This is a genomic window from Veillonella parvula (genome assembly GCF_001553335.1).
GTDB lineage: Bacteria > Bacillota > Negativicutes > Veillonellales > Veillonellaceae > Veillonella > Veillonella parvula_S.
This window is the reverse complement of sequence record NZ_KQ960793.1, coordinates 1-27,000: the sequence shown is the minus strand read 5'-3', so window position 1 is coordinate 27,000 and position 27,000 is coordinate 1. Positions and strand designations below refer to the sequence as shown.

Below are 27,000 nucleotides of genomic sequence, written 5' to 3'. Positions count from 1 at the left end.
GTTTAGTGTTTTAGCATTTCATTCAATATAACTACGTCCGTTTCTTTCATGCCTTGTGCCACAGCGCCAATACTGCGGATAGTTTCATCAACGGAGTATGCTACAAGTCCATCGCCTTTTTGGTAGTTTTTGTTAAGGCGAGCTTGTTTATATCCCATAAAAGCGCCATCAAGGGAGATTGCAATTTTTCCTGCACAGGATGGTTTCGCCCCATCACATACGATACCAGATAAACTTGCAAGACCATTTACAAGAGTGTTCTCGATTATATCTTTACTATCACCCTTCAAGAAGGCAATACCTGCTACACTTACCACACCGGCAGATACAACCCCGCAGTATGCGGATAGTTTACCAATACCAGATTTAACATAAAGCGTTAGCAAGTTAGCAAAGACGAGCGCTCGATACAATTCATCATCACTTTTACCAAGTTCCTCGGCAGTCGTAATGATTGGTACAGACACGGTTAAACCTTGATTACCAGAGCCAGAGCAAATAACAACAGGCAATGGACAGCCACTCATACGCGCATCAGAGCCAGCTGCGGCACGAGCCTTACATTTCGTTTCGAGAGATGGATTTTCTTCATCTAACAATAACAATTGTCCAATATTAGATCCATAATCATTGGACAGACCTTCCTTAGAAATTGCAGTATTATACTCAACTTGCTGTTTAATTTGAGGTAGGATACCAGAAATATCACCGGTTAAGACAAATTCGTAAATGCTATCGAAGGTCATGGCATATTCTGTTTTAGCCGCTTTCTTGATTTCATTGACTGTTTCAGAGACAATCTCACCATCTACTGATACATAGGTTACATTCGTATGGTCATTTTCAATGCGAACAACCGCTGTATGTTCATCTGTTTCTGCAGTGATTTCTATATATAGATTATCTACGCCTTCAGCAAGTGAAACGGTACAGAAGTTAGCATCAAGCAATGTACCAAGCCATTTGCGATCTTCGTCTGTAGCAGATTCCAACACCTCTAGTTCACGCTCTGGATGACCTACAATAGCACCCAGTGTAGCGGCCGCCGTTAGGCCTTTTCGCCCTCCAGAATTTGGAATGACTACAGATTTTACATTTTTGATAATATTCGCGCTGCATCTTGCGTGAATATGGTTAGGAAACTCATCTAAAACAGAGACTGCCTTCGCAGCCGCATAAGCCAATGCAATTGGCTCAGTACAACCGAAGGCAGGACGCATCTCTGACTGTAACAAAGAAATATAATCCATCTTATACTTCCGCAATAATTTCCACTTCTACAATAACGCCTAATGGAAGGTCTTTTACTGCTACACATGAACGAGCTGGTTTAGAAGTGAAATATTTAGCATACACTTCATTAAATGCTTTGAAATCACCAATATCAGCTAAGAAGCAAGTTGTTTTAACAACCTTGGAAAAGTCTGTACCAGCTTCAGTCAATACGGCTTCAATATTTTTGCATACTTGTTCAGTTTGCTCTACAATGCCCCCTTCAACAACTGTACCAGTTGTAGGATTGAGTGGAATTTGACCAGAAGCAAATAATAAACCGCCAACCACTTTAGCTTGAGAGTAAGGGCCTACTGCTGCTGGTGCTTTGTCTGTAGAAATTGTTTTCATGATAAATCTCCTTTTATAAATAAATATAAATTAATATGACTATATTTAAGGCGCGAAACTCATGTTGATGCCTCGATATATATGACTTACCTCAATATATCACATATAAAATAAAAGTACGTATATAACCAATTATTTAATTGATTTGAATGCATTGTCAAATATTGGTTTGAAATAATCACGTTGTACATCAGTTGTTATACCTACATACAACACTGGCTTTCCTGCCTTCAACACAAATGCAGCATTTGCATAGAGTGGAGTTTGTACACTTCCATCTGCATATAACAAGCGAGAGCTTGCTGCATATGTTTGATATTTTGTGCCACCCACCGGATGTACTTGTTCTGCATTTTCTACGGTTAGAGTTTTAAGTGTTTTAGGCATAATCGTTGCTTTTTGGGGATCACGACTAGACACATTAATAGGTCTATTCAAAGGAACTACTGTTGTGCTAGTGGGAATCTGTTTATTTATTGTTCCTAATAGAAGTTGCTCTGTTACAGGATCAATTTGACCTTTATCAAGAGCGGCCATTGTCGCTATAAACATAGGGTCATTAGCCTTTTCTTTAGCCACTTGTTGCGCTATTTGTTTAACATCTACAGCTACTACGAATGCATCTTTTTGACCAGTTTTATCTGCCCCTTGCAATTGGTATACATCAAAATTAGTACCAAAGTTTTGGAAAAATTCCTTTGCCATCATATTCGACATCGTAGATTTTGAAGGTTCTTCATTTAATTGTTTTTCTACAAAATCACGTGTATTTGTTTTGGATGCAGAAACAACAGTTACATTGTTAGGCACTACCATGGATCCTGCAATTGTTTGTACATCCTTAGCAAAACCTACGCCAGATACAGTACCCATTAAGCAAGCTGCACAAGCCAATACTTTCAAAGATTTCATATTATTTACCTCCCTTGAGAGATTGTGTTTGATACATATGATTCAACTCATTAGCCCAATAATCATAGCTAGAGTCATCAGACATTAAAAGCTGTAAAGATACACCTTTATCTGTAGGAACAGCATATCCAATTAAGGAGTACGTATTTCTAAAGCCATCATATTTTAGACTACCGCGTAAATCGCCTGCCACAGCTGTACCATAGCGTGTTTGCACAGGTTTATAGGCCACATGCGTTGCATCTAGGCTCACTTGTTTTGCCATAAAGTCTACATAAGAACGGACCTCTTCTATACTTTTAGGAGATGATTTCTTATCTGTGGCAAGCATTTTATCAAAGGTACCTATAATTTGAGAAGGTAACTTATCATTTATCGTTTTTAGATCTTTAGCTAATTTAGCACCTTCAATAGTATTGCTCTTCATGCCTTGTAATTGTTGTTGGGCCGTCTCTTTAGAGTAAGATTCTACATGTTTAGAGATAGAGTGCTTTAATGCAGCTTTTTCCGCATCTGACCCCTTCTCTAAAATAGTCTTATTCATACCTATAACTTGATCAATTGCATTTTTAGAATAGTTAATAACAATTAAACCACCTATATGATGTCCTTGTTTATCAGTACCTTGCAATTGATAGAAGGAGTAACCATCAAGAAAGTCCCCCTTCACTGGTTCAACAGCTACACCAGTCTGTACTTTCACAACATTATTAATAGTATCAACAGCAGATTTATTTGCTACTTTAAGAAATTTATCTTGTTCTTGATTACGCAATCTTGTATCAGTAGAAATATGCATAACTTCTACAGCTTTCACAGTTGGGGAAGTTGTGCCGTACATACCATAACCTAAATCTACCGTATCAGCACATGCCACTGCCCCCATACCCACAGTTAAACAGGTGGCACAAGCCAATGTCATCAACTTTTTATTGAGAGTTCTCATAAGACACCTCACCTTTTTAACAATACACTATGTATAGATTGTTAGATAATCTGTGCAGTATATATTAAGAGTTTAAAGGATAATCTATACTGCATATATTAATTATTATACTATATCGACATATATAACTGTATAGTATAATTTACAAGCTTACCTTTCTGCTATACAATACATAAATAGACATGTAAAGATGATATATGTATGAGAAATGGAAAGGAGTGCACACTCGGTGTGCTTTTAACATGATACAAGAATTAATTCCCCTCACTAGGCCTCGCACATTAGCTGCTGCATTGGGGCCTACCATTTTAGGTGCCGCCTTTAGTTATTACGCATTTGGTGCTGCTCAGGGTACAGGTCTTGCCATTTTCCATACAGTGCTCATATTTTTAGCTGTTGTAACAGCCCAAATTGTAGCTAATTTATGGAATGAATATAAAGACTTTAAATCTGGACTCGATGCTGGTCAAAAGGTAGGTAATGCTGGTTCTATCACACGTGGCGTTATAACACCAGAGCTCATTATAACGATGATTAAAGTACTCATGTTTGTACCCATTATTATTGGTCTTTATTTATCTGCTACTATAACTTGGTACTACATTCCTGTAGGCTTCTTATGTATTCTAATTAGTTTTCTTTACTCTGGCGGTCCAAAACCAATTTCTCGAACACCATTTGGAGAAATTTCCTCTGGTATCGCCATGGGTTTTGCTATCGTACTCATTACAGGCTATGCCTGGATACGAGAATTATCCTTAGCCCTGTTAATTCCTGCAATTCCATCTACATTGCTAGTTGGTTCCATCATGTTGACGAATAATATCCGAGATATTCGTAATGATGAAAGCCATGGACGTCACACGTTGCCAATCGTGCTTGGTCGTGAAAGAGCACTCAGCTTAATGAGTATCTCATATATTTTCAATTTTATTTGGATCATTGCTTGGATTATAGTAGGCCATATGACATGGTTCGCCTTATTAGCGTTCCTTGCAGCACCACTAGCTTTCAAAACAATTCATACATTATCTACCAATACAGATGAGTTCCAATTAGATAAGGCTATGGGTACTACCGCTGGGGCCGCTATGATTTATCAACTAATGTGGGCGATTGGACTTATCATGGGCAAATTATTTTAAAAATGAACATACTTATATTATAGGTTCTCCATAGTTTTTAGTTATGGAGAACCTATAATAATTCCTTCTTGATAGATAGGAAGTTATTTAGTACTATAGATTTAATATTTTATATGTAATTATTGTATAAGGAGTGTGTCTAATGAGAAAATTTTTAGCATTGGCAGCTACTGTAATCCTTGGCGGCGCTTTATTAATCGCAGGCTGTGGTAACGACAACAAACAAGCTGCTAGCGATGGCAAACAAGTATTAAAAATTGGGGCAACAGCAGTACCTCACGCAGAAATTTTGGAACAAGTTAAACCAATCTTAGCAAAAGATGGTATCGAATTAAAAATCACTGAATTTACTGATTACAACACACCTAACTTGGCTTTAGGGGACAAAGAGATTGATGCCAACTTCTTCCAACACGTACCTTACATGGAGGAATTCGCAAAAGCTCACAAACTTGACTTAGTATCTGCCGGTGGTGTTCATCTTGAGCCAATGGGTTTATACTCCCGTAAAATCAAAGATTTAAAAGATCTTCCAAAAGGCGCTAAAATCGCTATTCCTAATGACCCTACAAACGGTGGTCGTGCATTATTGTTGTTACAAAAACAAGGTCTAATTACATTAAAAGACTCCACTAACATCTTATCTACCGTACAAGATATTACTGCAAACCCTAACGAATATCAATTCGTAGAATTAGAAGCAGCACAAGTACCTCGTTCCCTTGACGATGTAGCCTTAGCCGCTATCAATACTAACTTTGCATTAAACGCAGGTCTTAACCCTGGCAAAGATGCATTGGCAATTGAAAATAACGATTCCCCTTACGTAAATATCGTAACTGTACTTAAAGGCAATGAAAATGACCCTCGCATCAAAAAATTGATGGCTGCACTTCATAGTCCTGAAATTATCAAATTCATCCAAGAAAAATACCAAGGTGCTATTGTTCCTGCATTCTAAGGTATACCAAAAAGAGACCACATCAACGTGGTCTCTTTTTTACATGTTATCGGCCCCAAATCTAAAAGGTAATAAACCTTCTAATTCAACAACTGTATAGTCCCCTCTTAAATTCGCCATTATAATACGAGGTATTTCAAATTCAGAAATCACCTGACGACAAGCACCACATGGTGCACAAGGCCCTTCCGTATCAGCAACTACGGCAAGGGCTTTAAATTTTGTTTGCCCTTCCGACACTGCCTTAAATATAGCAGTTCTCTCCGCACAATTAGTTAATCCATAAGAAGCGTTTTCTATATTACACCCTTCATAGATGGTTCCATCTTCGCAAAGAAGGGCTGCGCCCACACCAAAATGTGAATAAGGACTATAGGTTTTGTCGCGAGCCACAATAGCACGATCGATGAGCTTTTGAATATCCTTTTCTTTCATATTGCACTCCTCACTCTACAATATCAAGTATAGTATCCACTACTTTAGGTGCGGTATTACCAGTAGTAATCGCCGCTAAATAGGTCTGGGCCGCATTAGTGAATAAGCTTTCATCAGAAGCATATAGTGTAGCTATCCTTTCACCCATGCTAACGGCGTCCCCAGTTGTTTTGTGCATTACAATACCTGCACCATAATCGATAGGGCCATCTTTAACGGTCCGACCGGCTCCAAGCATAACGGATGCAATCCCGCATTGTTCTGTATTCATATGGGTAATATAACCGTCTTGAGGCGCTGTAACTTCATAGGTGAATTTGCCAATAGCTAATAGGCTTTCATCATCAATAACTTGGCTGTCGCCACCTTGAGCATCAATCATCATACGCAATCGTTCTAATGCGGCACCAGAGTCGAGTGCCTCTTGCACACGACTGAGAGCCGTTTCATAATCACACATATGGCTCAATACGAGCATATGAGCTGCCATGATAATACATTCATGCGTTAAATCCTCTGGACCATGACCTTTCAACGTATCAATAACCTCGCGAATCTCCAAAGCATTTCCAATAGCATGGCCTAGCGGTCGATCCATATTCGTCAAAATAGCCTTAACTGAACGGCCATTTTCCTTTCCAATCTCTACCATTGCTTTAGCCAATTCACGAGCATCCTCTATGTTTTTCATAAAGGCACCACTGCCAACCTTTACATCTAACAAAATTGCTTGAGCACCAGAAGCCAATTTTTTGCTCATAACAGAGGATGCAATAAGAGGGATACTATCCACAGTTCCCGTCACATCGCGCAAAGCATATAGCTTTTTATCAGCAGGTGCAAGCCCTTCCGACTGACCAATAACAGCAAGACCAATTTTATTAACTTGATTGATAAAAGCATCTTTCTCTAAAGATACCTTTAAATTTGGAATAGATTCCATCTTATCAATAGTGCCGCCTGTATGACCAAGTCCACGACCAGACATCTTAGCCACCTTGCCGCCACAAGCAGCTACGAGAGGCGCAATAATAAGTGTGGTCTTATCTCCTACGCCACCTGTACTATGTTTATCTACGGTGATCCCATCAATATTCGATAAGTCTACCATATTACCTGATTGAGCCATAGCCAAGGTCAAAGTTCCTAATTCGCGAGCATTCATACCATTAAAAACTATGGTCATCAAGAGTGCACTCACTTGGTAATCAGGGATTTCTCCATTTACATAGCCATCTATGACAAAGCGGATTTCCTTATCTGATAACGGCAAGTTCGCCCTTTTCTTCAGAATAATATCATACATACGCATAGTTACACCGCCATTCTAAGAAACCACCTAAGCATAGCCTAGGTGGTTTTCTATTATACTTCTTCGTTCAAGTGATTCTTTAATAACTCTACAGCTGCACTGGCTCCAATTCGGCTACAACCTTCTGCAATATAGGCTTTCATATCCGTAATAGAGCGAATACCCCCTGCGGCCTTAATCTGTACATTAGGACCAATATGCTTTTTAAAGAGTCTAATATCTTCAAGGCTTGCACCGCCGCTACCAAATCCAGTAGATGTTTTAATATAGTCTGCGCCACCATTTGTAATACATTTGCAAAGCGCCACCTTTTCAGAATCTGTAAGATAACAAGTTTCGATAATAACTTTTAAAATCTTATCACCACAAGCCTTCTTAAGCGCCTCAATTTCACTAGTTACCGCTTCAAAATCACCTTGCTTTACATCTCCAAGATTAATAACCATATCAATTTCAGAAGCGCCTTCTTCAATGGCCTGTTTCGTTTCTGCCACCTTTACCTCTGTTGTTTCATATCCTAAAGGGAAACCGATAACGGTACATATGTTAAGTTCTGGATATGCTTCATGGGCGGATGCTACAAAATCTGGAGGAATACAAACAGATGCAGTTTTATACCTTATACCATCCTCACAAACTTCTTTAATATCATCCCATGTAGCTGTAGGACGCAATAATGTATGATCTACATACGCTAATAATTCTTTCCCCAACATAGTACCTCTCCTTACTAAAAGAACGACATTTGTTCTGGTTCTGGCTCTTTATGTAATGCATCTTGAGCAGAGCGATTTTTATTATCAATGAATGGTTCTAACGGTACGCCTGTAGTCTTTAATAAATCTGGTAAACTATTAACGCCTTTCAACTTAGCAGCTTCTAATACAACCTTTGCACAAGTCTCTGCATCATCCAGTGCATAGTGATGTTTAAACTCAACTCCAATATATGCGGCCATTGTATTCAACTTATGATTAACTAAATCAGGCCATACCGCACGTGAAAGTTTAACTGTACATGCATAATCTAGTTCTGGCCAAGGGATTTTATAATAATCTAAAGTAGCACGCAATACGTTCATATCGAATTTCGCATTGTGAGCCACCATAATATTCCCTTTTAAATGGTTTTCATAAATGGCATTCCACAACTGATCAAAGGTCTTTTCATGAAGAACATCCTTCGGTTGGATACCATGAATTTCAATACATTCATCATCAAAACTCATAAACGGAGGCTTGATGAGGCTATATGCCTTTTTGGTAATTTGTCCGTCCTTTACGGTAATAACCGCCAAGGAGCATGCACTATTTTTAAATTTATTTGCTGTTTCAAAGTCTAATGCAACAAAATCTAACATAGGACTCCTTTCAAAATCTATATATAAGAATTATATTCATTTACTCTACTTATTATAGCATGAAATAGACTATAATCTACTGTTCAAAGGTGACCAATAATCACCTCATTCACACCAATTTTAATTGACAGATAGGCCCTCAGTATGTGAAAATTATTTAGATATGTATGTAGTATGGAGGTTGCAACATGGCAGATGACAGATTAATCGTTGCCCTTGACGTATCCACGATGGATGCAGTGAAAGAAATCGTATTATCCCTCGGTGATTCGGTTAGCTTTTACAAGGTCGGCATGGAGCTATTCTACGCCGAAGGAGCAAAAACAATTCGTTTTTTACAGGAGCAAAACAAACAAGTATTTCTTGATTTGAAATTGCACGACATTCCAAATACCGTAGCCCATGGCGTAGCTTCCTTAACACGTCTCGGCGCTAGTTTAATTACTTTACATGGTCAAGGTGGTCCTGTCATGATGAAAGCTGCTGTTGAGGCAGCTCGTGAGAGTGGCAAAGAACTTGGCGTGGAACGCCCAAAATTATTAGCCATCACCGCATTAACTAGCTTTGACGATGAATCTTGGACTGCTATTGGTGGTCAGCTACCTATTTCCGACCAAGTCATTCGCCTTGCAAAACTCGCTAAAGACTGTGGTATGGATGGTGTTGTATGTTCCGCATTAGAAGCTAAAATGATTCGTGAAGCATGTGGCGATGACTTCCTCATCGTTACCCCTGGTATTCGCCCTTCCTTTGCAACAACAGACGACCAAAAACGGGTTGCTACACCAGCTAGTGCTTTGCAAGATGGAGCATCTCGCCTTGTTATCGGTCGACCTATTACACAAGCCGAAAACCCTCGTGAAGCAGTTCATTTAATTATTGAAGAAATGGAGAAAGTATCCAAATGATGACAGAACAAGAAGTAAAACAATTATTGATCGACACTCAAGCTATTTTAGAAGGTCACTTCCTTTTGACATCTGGTCTCCACAGTCCAATGTACGTTGAAAAATTCAATGTATTGCAACATCCAAAATATACTGAAAAACTTTGTAAAGAATTAGCTGAACGCTTCCGCGATCAAAATGTAGAACTTGTTATTGGACCTATGACTGGCGGCATCTTACTTGCTCACGAAGTAGGTAAAGCGCTTGGCACCCGTGCTATCTTCACAGAACGCGAAAAAGGCGTTATGACATTACGTCGTGGGTTTAAAATCGAGCCAGGCACAAGAGTACTTATCGTTGAAGATATCGTAACTACTGGTGGTTCTGTACAAGAAGTAGTAAATGTGGTAAACCAATCTGGTGGCGAAATCGTAGGGGTAGGCCTTCTTGTAAACCGTTCTGGAGGCAAAGCAGAATTCGGTGTACCTCATGAAAAGGTACAAGCATTACTTAATCTTGAAGTTCCAACTTATAAACCTGAAGAATGCCCTCTTTGCAAAGACGGCGTAGCTATGACAGAACGCGGTTCTAAACACATCAAATAATTTTTTAACGACCTATATACATGCATAGGTCGTTTTTCATTAGGAAGTTAATAAAATATTCCCAGTCCATCAACTACTGTCTATATTTATAAATAGATACAAAAAGAGCTCCTTCACTGAGGAGCTCTTTTTGTTTGTGTGTAGTTATTGTGTGTAAGAGAGAGATTCTGATACGAATGTATCACATAGAGTATGTGGCTCTATGGTGGCCATGAATGCACTTTCATGACCACGTACTCCATAATCTTATAAGAGAAATGGACTCATAAAGTATCGTTAGTTTTGTGTAGCTTGTGGCACACCTTGTTCACTTTGTTGTTGTGGTGCATTACCATTAGTTTGTTGAGGTGGTTGGCCTTGCATAGGCATTTGACCTTGTGGAGGCATTTGACAATTTGAATGCATATGCTGGCCATTATTTGGTCCCATACCATCTTGAGGCATCATTTGGTTTTGACCATTTTGGTGCATATGCTGTCCATTATTTGGCCCCATGCCATCTTGAGGCATCATTTGATTATTTCCATCCATCATATGTTTATCCATATATTTATTAGGACCATCATGTCTATGTGGTTTTCTAAACTGTTGTTCATTTGTTTTCATCCATTCACCAAAATTAGGTAAATCATTTACTGCAAACGATGTACATGCCCCAACAGCACAAATTACGGTTAAAATCGCTGTTATTATAATTCGTCTCATAAATCCTCCTTAGTCCACATTGCGGAAGTAACGTTCACGCACACCACGAAGCTCTGTACCAACAAAGACGCACGTAAGTCCACCAAATAGACCTACACCACCAAGTGCCACTAAAGTTACAATGGACAATACTGGAAATGCAGTAACATTCTCAAATGGTTGCCATGAGCTACCTAGCAAGAACAAGATAGCCGGTGTAATAATGAATATAAGAGCACCTACAATATAGGATAAGGCACTTCCAATAGAGAGCAAAGTCTTAGATGCTTTTTTAGCCATCCCCGGTAATTGAGGTAAAAGACGCTCTTTATAATCATCAAATCGTGCATAAATTTCTTGCATATTAACGGATTTACTTTCACTACCATCTTGATTCATTGTGTCTGTAATGATACCTGCATCTACGTAGGATGCATATATTTCCTCTGGAGTCCCTAAGGATTTAATGATCTCACTATCGGTAAGCCCTTTTTCATAACCTACCGCAAAATGCTCTTCATAAACCTCTATGATACTCTCCACATCTGCAACACGCGCTTTTTTAAATATATTACGCAATGCATCCAAAAAGCTATTTTTGTTCATTATTATCGACTCCTTTCAACAGCATATTGATAACACCAGAAAAATCATCCCATTCTTGACGCATCTTGTTATATGCTGCACGGCCTTCGTTCGTGATATGATAATATTTCCGTGATGGGCCTGTAGAAGACTCCTTTAAATACGTTTCAACATACTTTTCTTTTTTCAGTCTGTTAAACAATGGATATATCGTTCCTTCAGATATTTCAATATATTCTGAAATGGTACTTACGATTTCGTATCCGTAGCGATCATTTTGTGTTAATAATGCTAGCACCAGCATGTCCATAACACCTTTTTTTAATTGAACTTGCATAGTTCCTCCCTTTTAGGCTGTGCTTGCCTGCCAATGTGAAAGCTCTCTTACGGTCACTATCATGTACTGACAAATACATAATAACATAAGGTACCTTGGAATGCAAGGTACCTTGTAAAAAAATATTAAAATTTAATATATTTTTTATTATTTCTAATCTATAAACACAGTTAATTTCTGAGTTTATAGGGAAAAATTTTTTCAAAAAAATTTTCTTATTTATGGTATTTTTTATACAAAATCTATTAAAGTACCCTATTATAACTAAAAATCCTCATCTAAAAGATGAGGATTTTCTAACACTACAAAAGAAAGTAGTGCATTATTGGAATACTTAATTAAGTTTTATTTACTAGATTCTAATTTGAAGACGCTTCCCCTAATTTAAGCTGTGTACTCTTCATTTTGCCGTTATGAGTATAGGATACCAAAATTGTATCTCCCGGGCTCTTAGCATCAATTTGTTCTTTTAATTCACGTAATGTAGTAATATCTTTACCATCAATTTGTGCAATCGTATCCCCTTCTACGAGACCAGCTTGTGCAGCAGGACCATTAGGATCAAGTTGAACAACAAGAAGTCCATCACCTTCATAGGTTACATTATTGCGCGCTGCAGTTTGACGGTCTACAGCCCACACCCCAATATAAGGGCGAATGACCTTACCATTTTTAATAATAGAATCAACAATTGTCATCGCAGAATTAATTGGAATAGCAAAGCCCATACCTTCAATTCCCTCTTTAGAGATTTTAGAGCTATTGATACCAATTAACTCACCATCTGCATTAATAAGCGCACCACCTGAGTTACCTGGATTAATGGCTGCATCAGTTTGAATCAATGGGAATCGTTGACCTTGATCATCAATTGTACGTGCTAAGGCACTAATAACACCAGCGGTAACTGAACCTTTAAACTCAAGACCTAAAGGATTGCCAATAGCAATAGCTGGCTCCCCTACTTGCAAGGAGTCAGAGTCACCAATTTTGATAGGTTTAATATCTTTTGGAGGTTTAATTTTTACAACTGCTAAGTCCGTCTGTGAATCTGAACCTATAACAGTCCCCGTCACCGTACTGCCATCAGACAATGATACTGTAACCTCCCCATTTCTAGCCCCCGCTACCACATGTTTATTTGTTATAATATGTCCGTCATTATCGATAAGCACACCAGATCCGACACCTTCTCCAGCATAGATAGTACGGTTAAAAATATCCTTTTGAAATACTTGTGTTGTAATCCCTACTACAGCTGGCCCAGATTCTTTAGCTGCTTGTACTACATAGGTATTACGCGTTTCAGTAATAGGCTTAGTCTGTTTAGTTTGTTCTCTCACGTTTGTTGGTTGCGTATTAACAGGGCTGCCAAAGAAATAATATCCTCCGCCTACCCCAATACCCAAAGCAAAAATACACGCAATTACTGTTTTCTTATATTTTGAAAATGTCATGTAGATCTCCTTATATTCTTCTTAATATTCTTCTACCTCACCCATAACGTCTTAATGATGATTATAAAAGGTAAAATAAGAACCAAATCATAAATCATATAATTATGATACTTTATAAATACGCCACGTCTCACAATAATTCAAATCATCTCAAAATTAATTTTATAAAATTGATTTTGATGAACCTATTATAGTACGCCTGCTTTTACAATGCAAGATATCAATTTATAACTTTTCTTATGGAAGTATAATTATTATAACCGTATATCCTCCACTAGATAAATACCTAGAACCCTGAAAGAAGCTGTATAGAATGTATTCAAATATCTAAAATCTAAAAAACATAAAGGGCATTCACTAGCCGTCGCTAGCAAATGCCCTTTATGCATATAGTTTGAGAGTGTAAGGACTGTTGAGAGAGAGAGTATATATAATCTAGATAAGCTTTAGAGAGAACTTATTAAGAGAGAGAAGTTAAAATATTACTTATCTAGAGTCATAGTCAGCCTTACTTAAATAAGTATACATGGAATATCTAAACTATCAAAGTAACTATATAAACAATTCTTAAACCTTTGATTATATCTCTATAATAAAATCTCTATAAAGTCATATCTAATCAACAACCACGAACAACGTGAGTATAATGTGAATGCATATTCTCGATACTAAACGAATTTATACCCTACACCCCACACTGTAATAATATGCTTACTATCAGATGGATTATCCTCAATTTCTTCACGTAAACGATTAATATGAACCGCTACAGTTGCATAATCACCATAGGAGTCAAGTCCCCATACACGAGAATACAATTCTTCTTTGCTAAATACAATATCACGGTTACGCATCAAGAACTCTAACAACTGGAATTCTTTCTTTTTGAGATGAACCTCTTTTTTATTCACCCATACTTTCATCATTTTAGGGTCGAGACGGATTTCACCGGATTGAATAGCGTTTGTTTCCATTGCATCGCGCTCTGTTAAACGTTTATATTGCGCCAACATAGCTTTAATCTTCGCAATCAATACAGATGGAGAGAATGGCTTTTCAATATAATCATCAGCGCCTACGCCTAAGCCACGGATTTTGTCGATATCATCAAGACGCGCAGTTACCATAACGATTGGTACACGAACTTTGTCACGAATTTGACGACAAACTTCAAAGCCATCCATTTCTGGCAACATAACATCAAGGATAATAAGGTCTACAGGAGTATTTAATGCTGCTTCAATGCCATCTATACCATTAGTCATAATCGTTACATCATAGCCCGCCACCATTAAATAATCACGCTCAATATTGGCAATATCCAAATCGTCTTCAATAATTAAGATATGTTCACTCATGATTCTTCTCCTTGCTTAGGAAACTCTAATATGATACGTAGACCATGTGGCCTTACATTTTCAATCATAACTCGGCCTTCAAAGATTTCCATAATTCGACGGATAATCGACAATCCTAGGCCACTACCTTCTTGAGGATTCGTACGAGACGAATCTACACGATAGAATGGGCGCATCAGACGCTCTAGAGATTCTGGCGGCACACCTGGTCCATCATCACTGATGACACAGTATACAAAATCATCATCACTCGTTACATCTATGATGCAGTGACCAATATCGGTCATTTTATACTTAGCACTATTGTTCAACACATTCTGCAAAACACGTTGTAACAATTGTGGGTTAGCATTGATAAAAGGTGTTTCCGTAGCTATACGGACCTTAATCTCAAGCCCCTTCGATTGATACGGAGCTAAATGATCTTCTACAAAGTCACGTACAAACTGACCTAATTCAATTCGCTCAGATGGACGAGATTCTTTTTTATAGTTCAATGTTGTTATGAGGAATAGTTCCTCTAACATAGAATCTAAATCATTGGCCCGCTTCAAAATAATCCCCATGTATCTTTTTTGTTGCTCTTCCGTTGGTGCAATACCATCACGAACACCTTCAGCGTAAGCTTTAATAGCCGTCAACGGAGTTCGTATATCATGGGATATACCAGCGAGTAACTCTTTTTGTTGTTCCTGTTCCATTTCAATCTGACGATTTGCCATTTCTAACGACTTTGTCATGTTCTTAACGTGAATCATGATAAATCGTGTAACAAATCGGTTAATAGCAAAAAATGTAACAATAAAGAGCAATATGGAAACTACGATAATATAGAAAGATACGGATTCTATTAAGCTATCACTACCATGAGTAGCACGCCTAATCGCAATATGGTATACATAGGAATGACGTCCATCGTACTTTCTCATTTCATAAACGAAAGTATTATTGGATTGATATACGATACCCTGTAATTCAGGGTTAACATCAATAAGACCAACAATGGCAGAAGCACTATAGATTTGTGGATTACCGTAGTTATACACCATACTTCCTTGATCAAGTACTTCAACATATACTTCCTTTGGATCAAGTAAGCTATAGCTAGGCTTAACCAAGCTATTAATTAGATCATTTTCTAACCCATAAAAGGTAATGGTTTCAGTTATTCGACTGACACTTTTAAACTGTTGTTCCTGCTCAATACGCAAATAGTAACCGGCATTGGCCAATATGCGCAAACCTGTAAAATATAGCAAAAATAAAATAATTGCTATTAAAATAGGTACAACAAACAGCACAACATTGGATATCCAAATTCGTATTTGTAAATTCACAGGATTACCTCAATATCATAAATAGTAGATACTCTCTATAGTTTACGCTATTTTTAATACTTAACGCAAGTAAAACACGCAAATATCCAACATATTATTCACTATTCTTTCATACGTAGTTTATAATTGACCGATTATTCAAAGGTATCTCGACCCTTTTAATATCTAATACTTTTCGTAAAAATTATATTTTCACACGCACCCATGTATCTTATGGCGATATGAAAATTGGTAATATCTAATATTTCATAGTTCCTTAGTCTCCCCTTTTAATAGGAACTTGTCTATACTGTTTATAAAAAATCTAAAATATAAAAAATGAAACAACTATTGAATCTCTTCATTTAATAAAACAAAATATATACTGGATTATACTATTTCTCTATGAGGATAGATTAAATATGGTCAAAAAAAAGAGGATTCCTAAGAATCCTCTTTTAAAATTTGGATTAACGACGATTTGCATCGAAGAAGTTAATAGCAACTTCTGGGAACATAGCGTAAGTCAATACGTCTTCGTCAGTGATGCCATTGTAGCCTTTAGAAGCTAAATCTTGACGGTAACCTTCCAATTCAGGTTCGATAAGATCTGCTGGACGGCAAGTAATAGGTTGTTCATCACCAATGATAGTTTGACGAATTTCATCAGAAATTGTACCAGGTAATTGACCATATTTACCACGAACAAGATCTTTAACTTCGTTAGGAACCATTTTGTAACGGTCGCCCATCATAACGTTCATCATAGCCATTGTACCAACGATTTGGGATGTTGGAGTTACCAATGGAGGGTAACCCAAGTCTTCACGAACGCGTGGCATTTCATCCATAACGTCAAAGAAGCGATCGCCCATACCCATTTCGTTCAATTGGTTTTGAGTATTGGACAACATACCGCCAGGAATTTGGTAACGACGAACAGCAGGGATTACATCACTAGCTGGTTTCAAGTTGAACTCTTCAGCGATTTGTTGTTTTACTTTACGGAAGTGGTCAACTAATGGAATGTATTTATCAAGGTCAAGACCAAGATCCCATTCAGTACCTTTGAACATTTCAATCATAGTTTCAGTAGCTGGTTGGCTAGTTGCATGAGCAAATGGAGAGATAGCAGTATCGATAATATCTACGCCAGCTTTAGCAGCTTCCCAGTATGTAGTACTAGCAAGACCGCAAGTGAAATGGCTATGCAAATCGATTGGCAATTCGCCAAAACGTTTTTTGAAAGTAGAAACCAAATCATATGCATCAGCAGGTCCTAACAAACCGGACATATCTTTGATACAAAGGGAATCAGTACCCATTTCTACCAAAGTTTCAGCTACTTTCAAGAAGCTTTCAGTTGTGTGAACTGGAGAAATTGTGTATACCATAGCGGATTGAACGTGTGCACCAGCTTTTTTGGAGTACTTAATAGCAGCTTCCATATTGCGTGGGTCATTCAATGCGTCGAAAATACGGATACGGTCGATACCATTTTTTACAGCCGCATTACAGAATGCTTCTACTACGTCGTCGGAGTAGTGTTTATAGCCCAACAAATTTTGACCGCGAAGCAACATTTGCAATGGGGTATTTTTCAAATTAGCTTTCAATTTGCGAAGGCGTTCCCATGGATCTTCATTCAAGAAACGAAGACAGCTGTCATAAGTAGCGCCGCCCCAACATTCAAGAGCTTCATAACCAATATCATCTAAAAGGCCGAGCACTGGTTCCATTTGTTCGTAGCGCATACGTGTTGCCAAAATAGATTGATGACCGTCACGAAGAACGGTTTCGCAAATTCTTAATTTTTTAGCCATGTTAATCCTCCAAATCGAAATAGTCTGTGTATGTAACTTTATACACTCATTAAACAACTATCTCATACCTATTTTTTTTACGATTTTTTCGATGTCTGCTCACACTAGCCAAACGCGCTAAAATCGTAATACATACTTATATTAGACTACTTATAAAATTCTTTGTCAACAACCACATTATGCTATTTACTCATAATCTCATGTATTCAAAGATGATTTTTTCGTGATGAATATCACAAAAAACTGCAGAAGAACTAGAGTTTAGCATGTATGTTTAATCAAATTAATTTTTTTGTAATTGCTCATTTTAATGAGAAACTAAAAATTATATCGTAATAATTTTTGGTTATTATTAAATACTTTTCAAAATATATCGGTATTTATAAATGTAGTAATTCGATAAACGTCGGTATGCTTATAAGCTCATCAATTTTATTAATAACTAAGCCGATATTTTTAAATGCATAAACATGCAAAAGAACCTGCCCATTTACGAACAGGTTCTGACCTAATCTTTAAAATTTGAGAGTCCCCATTATACGGCTTACTTCTCAGGCTTAACCTTTTTAGGCGCAGTTTCAAGGACAATATTTTTACCTTCCCGTTTCACCTGAATAGAGAAAGCCCCTTCCCCTTCTTTAAAATACTCCATCTTGATATCAAGGAGCATTTTACCAATCATAGTCTCTACTTTTTCAGTTAAGAAATCACGGTAAAAAGCATCTTCTTTTTGCTTTGGACTTTGATGAACTACTGGTTTCTTAGCATCTCGCTCCTTATTGAGCATAGTATCTTCGAAATTTTCTGTATCCTTAAAATTTTTCATCATATCCGCATCGGATAAACCTTTTTGAATTTTAAACTTTGCCATGTGTATCTCCTATCAGTTCAAAAATTGCTTTCTTTACACGTACTGGATCAATACCAGACATACAATATTGATCTGGCTTAGGACAACGTCGTTTTCGACACCCCAAGCAATCTAATTCGTCATTTACGAGCACCTTAAAGGTCCCCGTCAGAGGGCCCCATAATTTAGGGTCCGTAGGGCCAAAGAGTGCTACTACAGGCTTATTTAAAGCTAACGCAATATGCAGAGCTCCCGTATCTGCAGTAACTACTACATCACAACTTTCAATTAAAGCCCCTAATTCTTGAAGTGTCGTTTCCCCTAACATATTCAGAACAATTTTATCAATACCCTCATCTCTCAAAGAGTCCAGCAAGGGTTTGTATTGAGCAGCCTCTTTAGGGCCACCTAAACAAACAAATTTCGCTCTATATTGAAGGGATTTAATGAGAGAATACCATTTTTCCTGAGGCCACTCTTTCGTTGCCCAAGAGGTACCTAATACCAGCCCAATGCGTAACGGAGTTTCTACCACGCCTCGATGTAAAGAAACGTCATTATCAATCGACTTCCATTGATTTTCTGCCCAACTATGTAAATTTGTTGGCACCTGAAAGTCCATGTGGTACAACGTATTAACATTAGATTCATTTAGCGGACAACTGCTCTCAATACCGTATTTATCAATGTTAAGCGATGTATCTAAATTTGCATGTTCAGTAATAGCCTTTGTTAACAACTGAGCTACCTCTACATAGCGTTTAATCACGTGTTCTGTACTAGGCTTCGTTTTATAGTTAGTAAACAGCCAATTCAACTCTTTTGTGCCACCAAGGCCAAGTCTAATGGGGGCTCCTGAAGCTAATAGTACTAGCCCTGTTATGAGTCGCCCTTGCACATCAACGGCTACATCAAATTTATAAGGCTCTAATTTGGCCTTAAGATCCCACCACATGCGCCACATTGTAGGAATATGTAGTTTTTTAGAATGTGCCTCGTATTCATCCCGTTCCCAGGGAATTATTTTATCTACATAGGGATTGCCCTGCAGGAGCTCTACCATACTAGGCGTTACAATCCAATGCAACTTAGCATCAGGATACTGTTCCTTAATCCACCGCGCAGCAGGTGTAGCATGCAAAACATCACCTATGTAACTAAGGCGTACAAATAATATATTCATAGATATCCTTAGGGTACATACTATTATAGGAATAAAGCCTTTATAATGAAAGAACATTATAAAGGCTTTTTCTTAAGATTTCTTTTTACTACCACTACTATTTGATGATTTAGAAGATGTAGTATCTTCTGTTACCTTAGTAGTTTCTTCACTACCATTCTTAATGATGTTTTTTACATCTGATAATGTCAACTCATTAAATGTAGTAGGGTGGTTGTATTTGTAAACTGGATTGAATCCTACACCTAATTTACCAGTGTAAACAGTCAATGCATTATTGTCCTCATCAACACGGGCGATGTAAATGGTTTTGTCCATATCAACACCGATAAAGCGGAAACGCCCTTCAGGGTTGATAACACGCCATCCCCCTTCAATGCCGTTGAACATGAATACATCCCCAGTTCTCACATTATCGTAGAAGAAGTTATCTTCATCATAGAATACACCGATATGACCGATATCAGTAGCTTGCATGTAAACGCGACGTGTATCGTAGTTAGCATCGGTACGATAAATGCGATATGTGTGTTCTTGAACTTTTACCTTCATATACACCACATTTGTCGCTTCAGAGTACGCAGCATCTACAATTTTACTGCCCCGAGGCAAGTCTTCAAGTTTCGTATCAACTTCGTGTTCTGGATCATCCGCATTGAGGCGTGCCATGACAACATCTCTGGAGTCATATAAACCCATGACAGCATAGTTACGGTCTGGCATCCAGTTGAAGTAACTAATCGAACGGCCCTTCAAATCGATATTTGTAGGCTTACTTTCATTAGCCTTGTAAATTTTCAAAGAGTTTTCTGTAACAACGGCCATAAATTGACGGTCATAGGACACATATTTAGTGCCTTCCTTCACATCAGGGAAGTTTTTAGTATCATCTTTTGATGCGCCTGCTACGTTAAACTCTGTAGTCGGTGCAAACATATATTGATCAAGGTATAGGTATACCCCACCTTGCAGAAGAATACCTACCGCAAAGGCGCTCAGTACACGCGTAAAAGGTTTCATCTGTCCTCCTATTTCACGATAAACGCCGTTGGGATCATGCGTTCCCCTAACAAATCGGCAGGTTTATTTACGACTTTACCATTTAGGTACAAAGTTGAACTAGAACCGCCATCTAAATTTGCTGCAATGTAGCAACCTTTTTCAAATAGAATATCTTGTACGTCACGCAAGGTAGCACCAATGGAATACCCTGGTTGACGACCATCGATTACGAGGAATAGCACTGTACCATCTTTCTTTTGACCGATAGCAGTACGAGGACCTACGCCCCAGCCACCATCACCTTCGGTAATCATCTTCTTGCCATCAACGATAAGAGGCGGACCAAAGGTAATACCTTCCATGGCCTTCATATCACTGAGCTGAGTTTTATCATAGTTACCAGCGATAAGATTACCAGATTTAGAGAAACCTACAAAGTCTACGTCTTCATCAGGGCCTACATCCTTACCGATAACGTACTCACCGTCATGCAAGATGAAACCATATGGCAAACGGCCTGTACCAGTACCATTAGGGTCGTGGAAACCACCACCATTAATCGCTGCTACAGCATTATTCATTTTTGCAATATTACTTGTAGTATCGCCTTTTTCTTGAATATTAGCCGCTGTACCTACTTGAATACGACGAGGATCAGGAATTTCTAAAATATAGCCTACATAACGAGCAGACTGGATTTTTTCAAGATTTAAAGTCTTATCTTCACGAGCATTAAACTTGAACAAATCTTGGCTTTTAACAACCCCTACAGTCCCCAAAATAGATTGTAACTCGTCTTCATTAAACAACCATGTAATGTAATGAGGATGGCGAGATTGTAAGATAGCACCAATTACAGCGCGCTTTACATTATTAAATGGTCCAAAGAGCACCACGAAGGGTGATGTGACAACGGTAAATAAGAACACCATAATGATGAACTTTACCCAATTCTTTTTGAACAATGTATTTCTCCTTATAAATCAGTGAAATGTTCGGTGCTAATGCGTTCTTCAAAATGCTTGATATCCACCGCATTGCCTACCCAAACACGCAAAATATTATATGGATTATCACCAGTATGAGCCCAGCCAGATTTCATAGCCATCCCCATTTTAATGCCAGCTTTCTTAGATGCTGAGTCGGTGAATTCATTTTTATCTCCATATGGATAGCAGAACCAAGGATTATCCTTAATGCCTACTTCTTTAGCAAGTGCCTCTTGGGCCTTTGTTATATTTTCAATTTGTTTTGCTTCCGACAATTGACCCATTTCTATGTGTTGGAAACCATGGTTTGAAATAGTAATACCATTTTTGTGCATTTCACGCACTTGATCCCAAGTTAGACGCGTCCCAACATCGCCAGGATTGATAAATACAGTCGCCGGGAATCCATATTCTTTCATAATTGGATATACGATAGAATACGTATCTGCATAACCGTCATCAAAGGTTAACACAACAGGTTTTTCAGGCACCGCAGCACCATTTACAACATAATCATACAATTGATCCATCGTCAATGGATTATAGCCATTATCCTTGAGAAACTTCATTTGTTCTCTAAACAAATCCTCCCGAATAACTGCATCATTATCTTTGTCGTCGCCGACTTTATGATACATAAGAACAGGAATACCCGTTGGATGTACCATCTTAACTTCTTTTGCAGGCGGTACTGAACTAGTAGGTTCTGTTTTTTGTGAAAGCAATCCACAACCTGCCACCACCATTGCCAATACCAAAACTAACAGTGTTACCAACGGAATCCGTTTCATAGGTCCTCCTCTATTAGAACACAATTATATACAGAATATTATAACATTTCCATGAAGAATAGTAAAAATTAACGCTTTATTAGTACTTCATCAATCGATTTCCGAGGTCTAGGATACATGGACTCATCTGGAATACCTATAGCAATGATTGCCTGTACATCGTGAGGAATATTTAAAAAGGCTTTACTTTTACTTTGCATAAAATACACATCATTCATCCACAGTGTGCCTAACCCAATCGCTTTAGCTCCCAGTAGAATATGCTCTACAAAAGCACCAATAGCTTGTAGATCACTTTTCTCCCACACGCGAGTATAGTCAGGCAAGTGATCATAAGGATTAACTACAAAGAGTAAATCGCTAGCTGTTTGCATAGCCTTAAGGCTAATTTCTAAGCTGCCAAAATGTTCTTTTCGCTCTTTATATTGCTCTAACACCTGAAAGCCTAAATTCACAAAATGTTCTTTCTCCACTGCCGTCACATGAATAACCTGCCAGGGCTGACGATTTTTAGGCGATGGAGCTCGCATTCCGAGGGCTACCAAATTTTGAATTATGTCTTCTCCAACCGAAGAAGATTTTTTATACCGACGTACGCTAGTTCGCGCATTTATAACATCTATTATTTCCATATTTTCACCAAAAGATCTAACATTATCTAAAGTAATAACCTATATCTCCATAAATAGTATGCAAACTATTATTATCAAAAGATTGTAAAAAAATTAAACTAGCTTTATCGACTCTTATATTGTAATACACTCAATAATGCTTTAATATTCTAATTATAATACACATTACTAGAATTATACTCATCTAATAGATAAAGGATTCTCTATGAAAAAACGCTTAAGCCTTATACAAATGGACGTCCATGTAAACGAAGTGGAATACAATTATGTGCGCGTCCAAGAATTACTTTCACAAGCCCTATCAGAAAAGCCTGACATTATCGTCTTGCCCGAAACATGGAATACAGGATTTCATCCATCTAAGGATTTAATCAATATTTCTGACAGAAATGGAGAAAGAACAAAAGCTTTATTAAGTACATTCGCAAAAGAACACAATGTAAACATTGTGGGCGGTTCTGTAGCCGTAGCAAAAGAGGATTTAGTATTTAATACCTCCTATGCTTACAACCGTGAAGGTACGCTCGTAGGAGAATATTCTAAAATGCACGGATTTAGCCCTGCTAAAGAGGATACCTATTTTGCTAGCGGTACCCATACTACGCATTTTGAACTAGATGGAATCACTTGTAGCACCGTCATCTGTTACGATATTCGCTTTCCTGAGCTCGTAAGAATGGCTGCATTATCAAATACAGAGTTATTATTTGTACCTGCTCAATGGCCTACTATGCGTTTACGCCACTGGCAAGTATTAAACGAAGTGCGAGCTATTGAAAACCAACTCTTCTTATGTGCTGTCAACGGCTGTGGTACAGTAGGTCGAGTTCAAAGCACTGGTCACTCCGCTGTATACGATCCATGGGGTACAAACCTCCTCGAAATGGACACTAGGGAGGGCATCTCATCTGTAGATATCGACCTCACCGTAGTAGAGGATATTCGCAATAAAATTAACATTTTTAGAGATCGCAAACCTGAACTCTACAAACTATAAAACAAAGGCACATTGTATTGAACACCCATCTAAAATTATTTCATTGTTAGATAGCCTATTCATATGACAATGTGCCTTTTTATTTTATTTATGGAATTCATATACATTAAAACTCAATAAGCTTCCACATATCCTCTGGAACCTGTTCTAGAGGTTTATTTTTTGCAATTGCTTCTTTTAGAATATCAATAGTATCCTGCACATCTTGTTTATCCTTTGTATTAGGATCATGAAGGATGACACGATTTAAAGAGTCTTCACCAAATTGTTTTACATATTCTTTTTCTACTTGATTAAGTTCACGGCGTAAATATTTCATAGATATCACACCTCCTATATAAAAATCTAAAATATTTATCTACCTTTTATATTATCAACCTTGTTGACAAAAATAAATTATATAATCTTTATTAGGACTGACTGCAGCTCCCAATGCATATGGATGATTCCAACTTTTACCAAAATCAAATAGATAAATCACATACTCATCAGGTATTTTTACAGAGTCTTCGTTAAAGGATAATCTATGTAAATATTGTTTCTGAAGTCTTCGATTCTCAGTTTCCGTATAAGTTGGATATGATTTATCCTTAGATAAACTAGTTTGGTTTATTTGTTTAGGTTTTAATTTATCTCGCTCAGCTTCTATGCGCTTACGAGTCTCGACATACCGTTTAAACTTTGCATCCCGATCTTCACCATCAATCTTAACCTTATTAAATTCACTCAAAATTTGATTTTCTAACTCATATAATTCATCAACAGTTTTATCAATAGGATTATCCAATCTATTTTGAATAAATTTCCCCATAGGAACCGTTGTACTTTCAACAAGCACCATGGATTTAGGCAACAATTGTGCTAAAGTATCTGCATGAGTCATATCCGAATCAATATATTGTTTTACATATACATTTTCTAAATCAGATTTGGAAATAACTAATTTGGAATTTATACGTGCTTCATCAATATATGACTTTAATTGCTCAGACGTACCACCAAATGCAAGTTGTATATGTGAACCGCCTTGCAAAAATCCTGGATTACTATGCATATGAATATTCTTAGCAAAACTTGGTATTCTTTTAGGAAAACCAGGAATTGTAGAAATCACTTTATAATTCTTAGGATCATTGATAGGATACTCAATAAACTCTATGGGTTTAAGGAAACTTTCTAAGAAATCTTTAATCTCAGCTTTAGATCTAGCCGTATATAAATCGTGCCCTTTACCTTTATTTTTATCTAAATATTCTCGAAGTTTCTTTTCATCTGCTACTTTTTTCTCCGAACGTGTCCGATAATTGAGTGTATCAACTAAATTTGTTAATTTAACTTCCCCCTGACCATTCTTTTTCATATATGGACTTACGACACGTAATGGTTTATCTCGACCTCCGATGAAATAGCCTTGACTACGTGTTTTTTCATTATTATAGTTATTGATTTGTTTGAGCGACTTTTCATCCTTATCATTGTAAAAAGGATCAAACGTCTTATACTGATTTCCAAAATCTGCTTTTTGTGATACTTTTAGTCTCTGAGCAGAATGCTCCTGTTCTTGCGCATTTAATAACACCAGTTCTTCAATTGAAAGTTTCCTTGGATTTCCTGCACTATCTTTTACTATATTTCTGATAGCACCAGGAATCACCTCAATCCGCTCTAATTTTAAATTTTCTGTTGAGTTTATATCATTTACAATACCTACATTTATATTTTTAACTGGTTCTTGTAGGTTTGCAGCAGAACCAAGTTGAACTGAAATCGCTAGCGAAAGTATCGTTAATGATATATTTTTCTTTTTCATGTATTCCCTCTATAAAAAACGGCGTATTAACGCCATTTTTGTCGCTTCTATATATTAATCAATAATAATAGAGTATTACCAAACTGTATCGCCCGAAATATAGGAATTAATAGCACCTATGATGAGCTTATAGATCAGTGGACAGCCCTATCGTCAACAATGATAATCGATATGTAATTACATCAACGGATAATTCTTCTAATAATAAGGACAGATATCACAATGATACCAAGGACTATACTCCCAGCTACTATATAAGGCCATATAAGTACATCCCGTACATCATTCAATATTTTTATATCAAAGATTGGCATATAAAGTAGTAAGTTCCCCAAAATCCAACCGATTGGTCCTATGAACTTTAGCTTCTTAATCGTATCCATTTTATCTAGAATAGACTCGGTTACCTCTGAATCCTTTTCGACAGATACGTATTCTTTATTAACGTAAAAGCCTTTTGAATATTCCGTTTCAAAAGCCCACTCTTGAACAGAAAATGTAGCAGTACCATCAACATTTTCATACTCTTTATATTTAGCAGTATCAGTAGTACCTACGTCTACCTCACCCCAAGTGCCTGTTACCATCTCATAACCACTATCTAAGAGTTTCATATCGGCTGGTAGCGCTTTTCCACACAACTTGGAAAACTGGTACGCATCTCGCTTCTTATCCCAACTGAGCCAAAACTCTGCATTATTCTTATGTCTAACTAACTTATACTCATACCCAATTTTTCCATGAGTATCAATATAGCGTATCTTGCCTAAGATCGTATATAAATCCCTTCGAATACGTAATGTCTCACCATAATTAAAAACCATAATCTTCTCTCATACTGAAAACTACACACATAAATGTATATTACTAATTACTATGATTGTACACGGATTGTGAAAACCTGCCAACACTTCTCAGATTTAAAAGGAGAAGATAAACTCATTAAATATATTTTAATATCAAAATAAATCATAACCACCCGTAGAACGGGTGGTTTGCT

The 27,000-nt window shown here is 37.4% G+C and carries 29 protein-coding genes; 5 read left to right on the top strand and 24 right to left on the bottom strand.

The window, feature by feature from the left end:
- Nucleotides 1-2: 2 nt before the first annotated feature.
- From HMPREF1865_RS05840 to HMPREF1865_RS05825, 4 genes are all read right to left on the bottom strand, one after another.
- Nucleotides 3-1,250: an L-cysteine desulfidase family protein gene (locus tag HMPREF1865_RS05840; protein ID WP_060919519.1), complete on the bottom strand. Its 1,248-nt coding sequence runs from the start codon at nt 1,248-1,250 to the stop codon at nt 3-5.
- 1 nt (nt 1,251) lies between these two features.
- Nucleotides 1,252-1,623, bottom strand: a complete 372-nt coding sequence (locus HMPREF1865_RS05835; RefSeq protein WP_060919518.1) for a RidA family protein — start codon at nt 1,621-1,623, stop codon at nt 1,252-1,254.
- 132 nt (nt 1,624-1,755) lie between these two features.
- A complete protein-coding gene (locus HMPREF1865_RS05830) occupies nt 1,756-2,535 on the bottom strand; it encodes a hypothetical protein (RefSeq protein WP_060919517.1) in 780 nt (259 codons plus the stop codon).
- 1 nt (nt 2,536) lies between these two features.
- Entirely contained in the window at nt 2,537-3,481 is a 945-nt protein-coding gene (locus HMPREF1865_RS05825; RefSeq protein WP_060919516.1) for a hypothetical protein, read from the bottom strand.
- Nucleotides 3,482-3,723: 242 nt separating this feature from the next.
- Between HMPREF1865_RS05825 and menA the strand changes: the two genes are divergently transcribed.
- Together menA and HMPREF1865_RS05815 are read left to right on the top strand one after the other, a co-directional pair.
- Nucleotides 3,724-4,626, top strand: a complete 903-nt coding sequence (gene menA / locus HMPREF1865_RS05820) for a 1,4-dihydroxy-2-naphthoate octaprenyltransferase (RefSeq protein ID WP_060919515.1) — start codon at nt 3,724-3,726, stop codon at nt 4,624-4,626.
- A 142-nt stretch (nt 4,627-4,768) separates the two neighbouring features.
- Nucleotides 4,769-5,587, top strand: coding sequence for a MetQ/NlpA family ABC transporter substrate-binding protein (locus tag HMPREF1865_RS05815; protein ID WP_004698373.1), 819 nt, complete (start codon nt 4,769-4,771; stop codon nt 5,585-5,587).
- 39 nt (nt 5,588-5,626) lie between these two features.
- On the opposite strand, the gene HMPREF1865_RS05810 is transcribed toward HMPREF1865_RS05815, so the two are convergent.
- From HMPREF1865_RS05810 to HMPREF1865_RS05795, 4 genes are read right to left on the bottom strand one after another with little or no spacing between them, the layout of a single operon-like run.
- Nucleotides 5,627-6,022 (bottom strand): cytidine deaminase, encoded by a 396-nt coding sequence (locus HMPREF1865_RS05810; protein ID WP_060919514.1) that lies wholly within the window; start codon nt 6,020-6,022, stop codon nt 5,627-5,629.
- Nucleotides 6,023-6,032: 10 nt separating this feature from the next.
- Nucleotides 6,033-7,334, bottom strand: coding sequence for a pyrimidine-nucleoside phosphorylase (locus tag HMPREF1865_RS05805; RefSeq protein WP_060919513.1), 1,302 nt, complete (start codon nt 7,332-7,334; stop codon nt 6,033-6,035).
- A gap of 53 nt (nt 7,335-7,387) precedes the next feature.
- Nucleotides 7,388-8,050 (bottom strand): deoxyribose-phosphate aldolase, encoded by a 663-nt coding sequence (gene deoC, locus HMPREF1865_RS05800; protein ID WP_004698377.1) that lies wholly within the window; start codon nt 8,048-8,050, stop codon nt 7,388-7,390.
- Between the two features lie 14 nt (nt 8,051-8,064).
- Nucleotides 8,065-8,694: a 3'-5' exonuclease gene (locus HMPREF1865_RS05795; protein WP_060919512.1), complete on the bottom strand. Its 630-nt coding sequence runs from the start codon at nt 8,692-8,694 to the stop codon at nt 8,065-8,067.
- A gap of 188 nt (nt 8,695-8,882) precedes the next feature.
- Between HMPREF1865_RS05795 and pyrF the strand changes: the two genes are divergently transcribed.
- On the top strand, nt 8,883-9,602 hold the full coding sequence (gene pyrF, locus HMPREF1865_RS05790) for an orotidine-5'-phosphate decarboxylase (RefSeq protein ID WP_060919511.1): 720 nt from the start codon (nt 8,883-8,885) through the stop codon (nt 9,600-9,602).
- On the top strand, nt 9,599-10,186 hold the full coding sequence (pyrE, locus tag HMPREF1865_RS05785; RefSeq protein ID WP_008602774.1) for an orotate phosphoribosyltransferase: 588 nt from the start codon (nt 9,599-9,601) through the stop codon (nt 10,184-10,186). Before pyrF ends, pyrE begins: the two co-directional genes overlap by 4 nt.
- A 276-nt stretch (nt 10,187-10,462) precedes the next feature.
- On the opposite strand, the gene HMPREF1865_RS05780 is transcribed toward pyrE, so the two are convergent.
- The 13 genes from HMPREF1865_RS05780 to HMPREF1865_RS05720 form a co-directional block, all read right to left on the bottom strand.
- On the bottom strand, nt 10,463-10,891 hold the full coding sequence (locus HMPREF1865_RS05780) for a hypothetical protein (RefSeq protein ID WP_060919510.1): 429 nt from the start codon (nt 10,889-10,891) through the stop codon (nt 10,463-10,465).
- A gap of 9 nt (nt 10,892-10,900) precedes the next feature.
- Nucleotides 10,901-11,476: a DUF1700 domain-containing protein gene (locus HMPREF1865_RS05775; RefSeq protein WP_008602778.1), complete on the bottom strand. Its 576-nt coding sequence runs from the start codon at nt 11,474-11,476 to the stop codon at nt 10,901-10,903.
- The gene (locus HMPREF1865_RS05770) at nt 11,463-11,792 is read right to left on the bottom strand and encodes a PadR family transcriptional regulator (protein WP_004693657.1); all 330 of its coding nucleotides are present in this window, start codon (nt 11,790-11,792) and stop codon (nt 11,463-11,465) included. Before HMPREF1865_RS05770 ends, HMPREF1865_RS05775 begins: the two co-directional genes overlap by 14 nt.
- Nucleotides 11,793-12,151: 359 nt before the next feature.
- Nucleotides 12,152-13,249 carry a S1C family serine protease gene (locus tag HMPREF1865_RS05765; protein ID WP_060919509.1) on the bottom strand — a complete coding sequence of 366 codons (1,098 nt, stop codon included), beginning with the start codon at nt 13,247-13,249 and terminating at the stop codon, nt 12,152-12,154.
- 668 nt (nt 13,250-13,917) lie between these two features.
- A complete protein-coding gene (locus tag HMPREF1865_RS05760; RefSeq protein ID WP_060919508.1) occupies nt 13,918-14,607 on the bottom strand; it encodes a response regulator transcription factor in 690 nt (229 codons plus the stop codon).
- Entirely contained in the window at nt 14,604-15,944 is a 1,341-nt protein-coding gene (locus HMPREF1865_RS05755; protein ID WP_060919507.1) for a sensor histidine kinase, read from the bottom strand. Before HMPREF1865_RS05755 ends, HMPREF1865_RS05760 begins: the two co-directional genes overlap by 4 nt.
- A 449-nt stretch (nt 15,945-16,393) precedes the next feature.
- A complete protein-coding gene (locus tag HMPREF1865_RS05750) occupies nt 16,394-17,746 on the bottom strand; it encodes a pyruvate carboxylase subunit B (protein WP_008602782.1) in 1,353 nt (450 codons plus the stop codon).
- Nucleotides 17,747-18,290: 544 nt separating this feature from the next.
- Nucleotides 18,291-18,617, bottom strand: coding sequence for a hypothetical protein (locus HMPREF1865_RS05745; RefSeq protein ID WP_060919506.1), 327 nt, complete (start codon nt 18,615-18,617; stop codon nt 18,291-18,293).
- Nucleotides 18,604-19,779, bottom strand: coding sequence for a glycosyltransferase family 9 protein (locus HMPREF1865_RS05740; RefSeq protein ID WP_060919505.1), 1,176 nt, complete (start codon nt 19,777-19,779; stop codon nt 18,604-18,606). The genes HMPREF1865_RS05745 and HMPREF1865_RS05740 overlap by 14 nt, the downstream gene beginning before the upstream one ends.
- A gap of 72 nt (nt 19,780-19,851) precedes the next feature.
- Nucleotides 19,852-20,799 carry a hypothetical protein gene (locus HMPREF1865_RS05735; RefSeq protein WP_060919504.1) on the bottom strand — a complete coding sequence of 316 codons (948 nt, stop codon included), beginning with the start codon at nt 20,797-20,799 and terminating at the stop codon, nt 19,852-19,854.
- A gap of 8 nt (nt 20,800-20,807) precedes the next feature.
- Nucleotides 20,808-21,746 (bottom strand): phosphodiester glycosidase family protein, encoded by a 939-nt coding sequence (locus HMPREF1865_RS05730; RefSeq protein WP_004693677.1) that lies wholly within the window; start codon nt 21,744-21,746, stop codon nt 20,808-20,810.
- An 11-nt stretch (nt 21,747-21,757) separates the two neighbouring features.
- A complete protein-coding gene (locus tag HMPREF1865_RS05725; protein ID WP_004693679.1) occupies nt 21,758-22,561 on the bottom strand; it encodes a polysaccharide deacetylase family protein in 804 nt (267 codons plus the stop codon).
- A gap of 68 nt (nt 22,562-22,629) precedes the next feature.
- Entirely contained in the window at nt 22,630-23,193 is a 564-nt protein-coding gene (locus tag HMPREF1865_RS05720) for a nitroreductase family protein (RefSeq protein ID WP_060919503.1), read from the bottom strand.
- A 205-nt stretch (nt 23,194-23,398) separates the two neighbouring features.
- Here HMPREF1865_RS05720 and HMPREF1865_RS05715 point away from each other — a divergent pair, with 205 nt between their 5' ends.
- A complete protein-coding gene (locus HMPREF1865_RS05715) occupies nt 23,399-24,190 on the top strand; it encodes a carbon-nitrogen family hydrolase (protein ID WP_060919502.1) in 792 nt (263 codons plus the stop codon).
- 106 nt (nt 24,191-24,296) lie between these two features.
- Here the strand turns inward: HMPREF1865_RS05715 and HMPREF1865_RS05710 are convergent, their stop codons facing one another.
- The 3 genes from HMPREF1865_RS05710 to HMPREF1865_RS05700 all read right to left on the bottom strand — a co-directional run bounded on the left by HMPREF1865_RS05710 (nt 24,297) and on the right by HMPREF1865_RS05700 (nt 26,824).
- The gene (locus HMPREF1865_RS05710; protein WP_060919501.1) at nt 24,297-24,509 is read right to left on the bottom strand and encodes a hypothetical protein; all 213 of its coding nucleotides are present in this window, start codon (nt 24,507-24,509) and stop codon (nt 24,297-24,299) included.
- A gap of 54 nt (nt 24,510-24,563) precedes the next feature.
- Nucleotides 24,564-26,000, bottom strand: coding sequence for a hypothetical protein (locus tag HMPREF1865_RS05705; RefSeq protein WP_060919500.1), 1,437 nt, complete (start codon nt 25,998-26,000; stop codon nt 24,564-24,566).
- Nucleotides 26,001-26,182: 182 nt separating this feature from the next.
- Nucleotides 26,183-26,824 carry a hypothetical protein gene (locus tag HMPREF1865_RS05700; RefSeq protein ID WP_060919499.1) on the bottom strand — a complete coding sequence of 214 codons (642 nt, stop codon included), beginning with the start codon at nt 26,822-26,824 and terminating at the stop codon, nt 26,183-26,185.
- Nucleotides 26,825-27,000 lie beyond the last annotated feature (176 nt).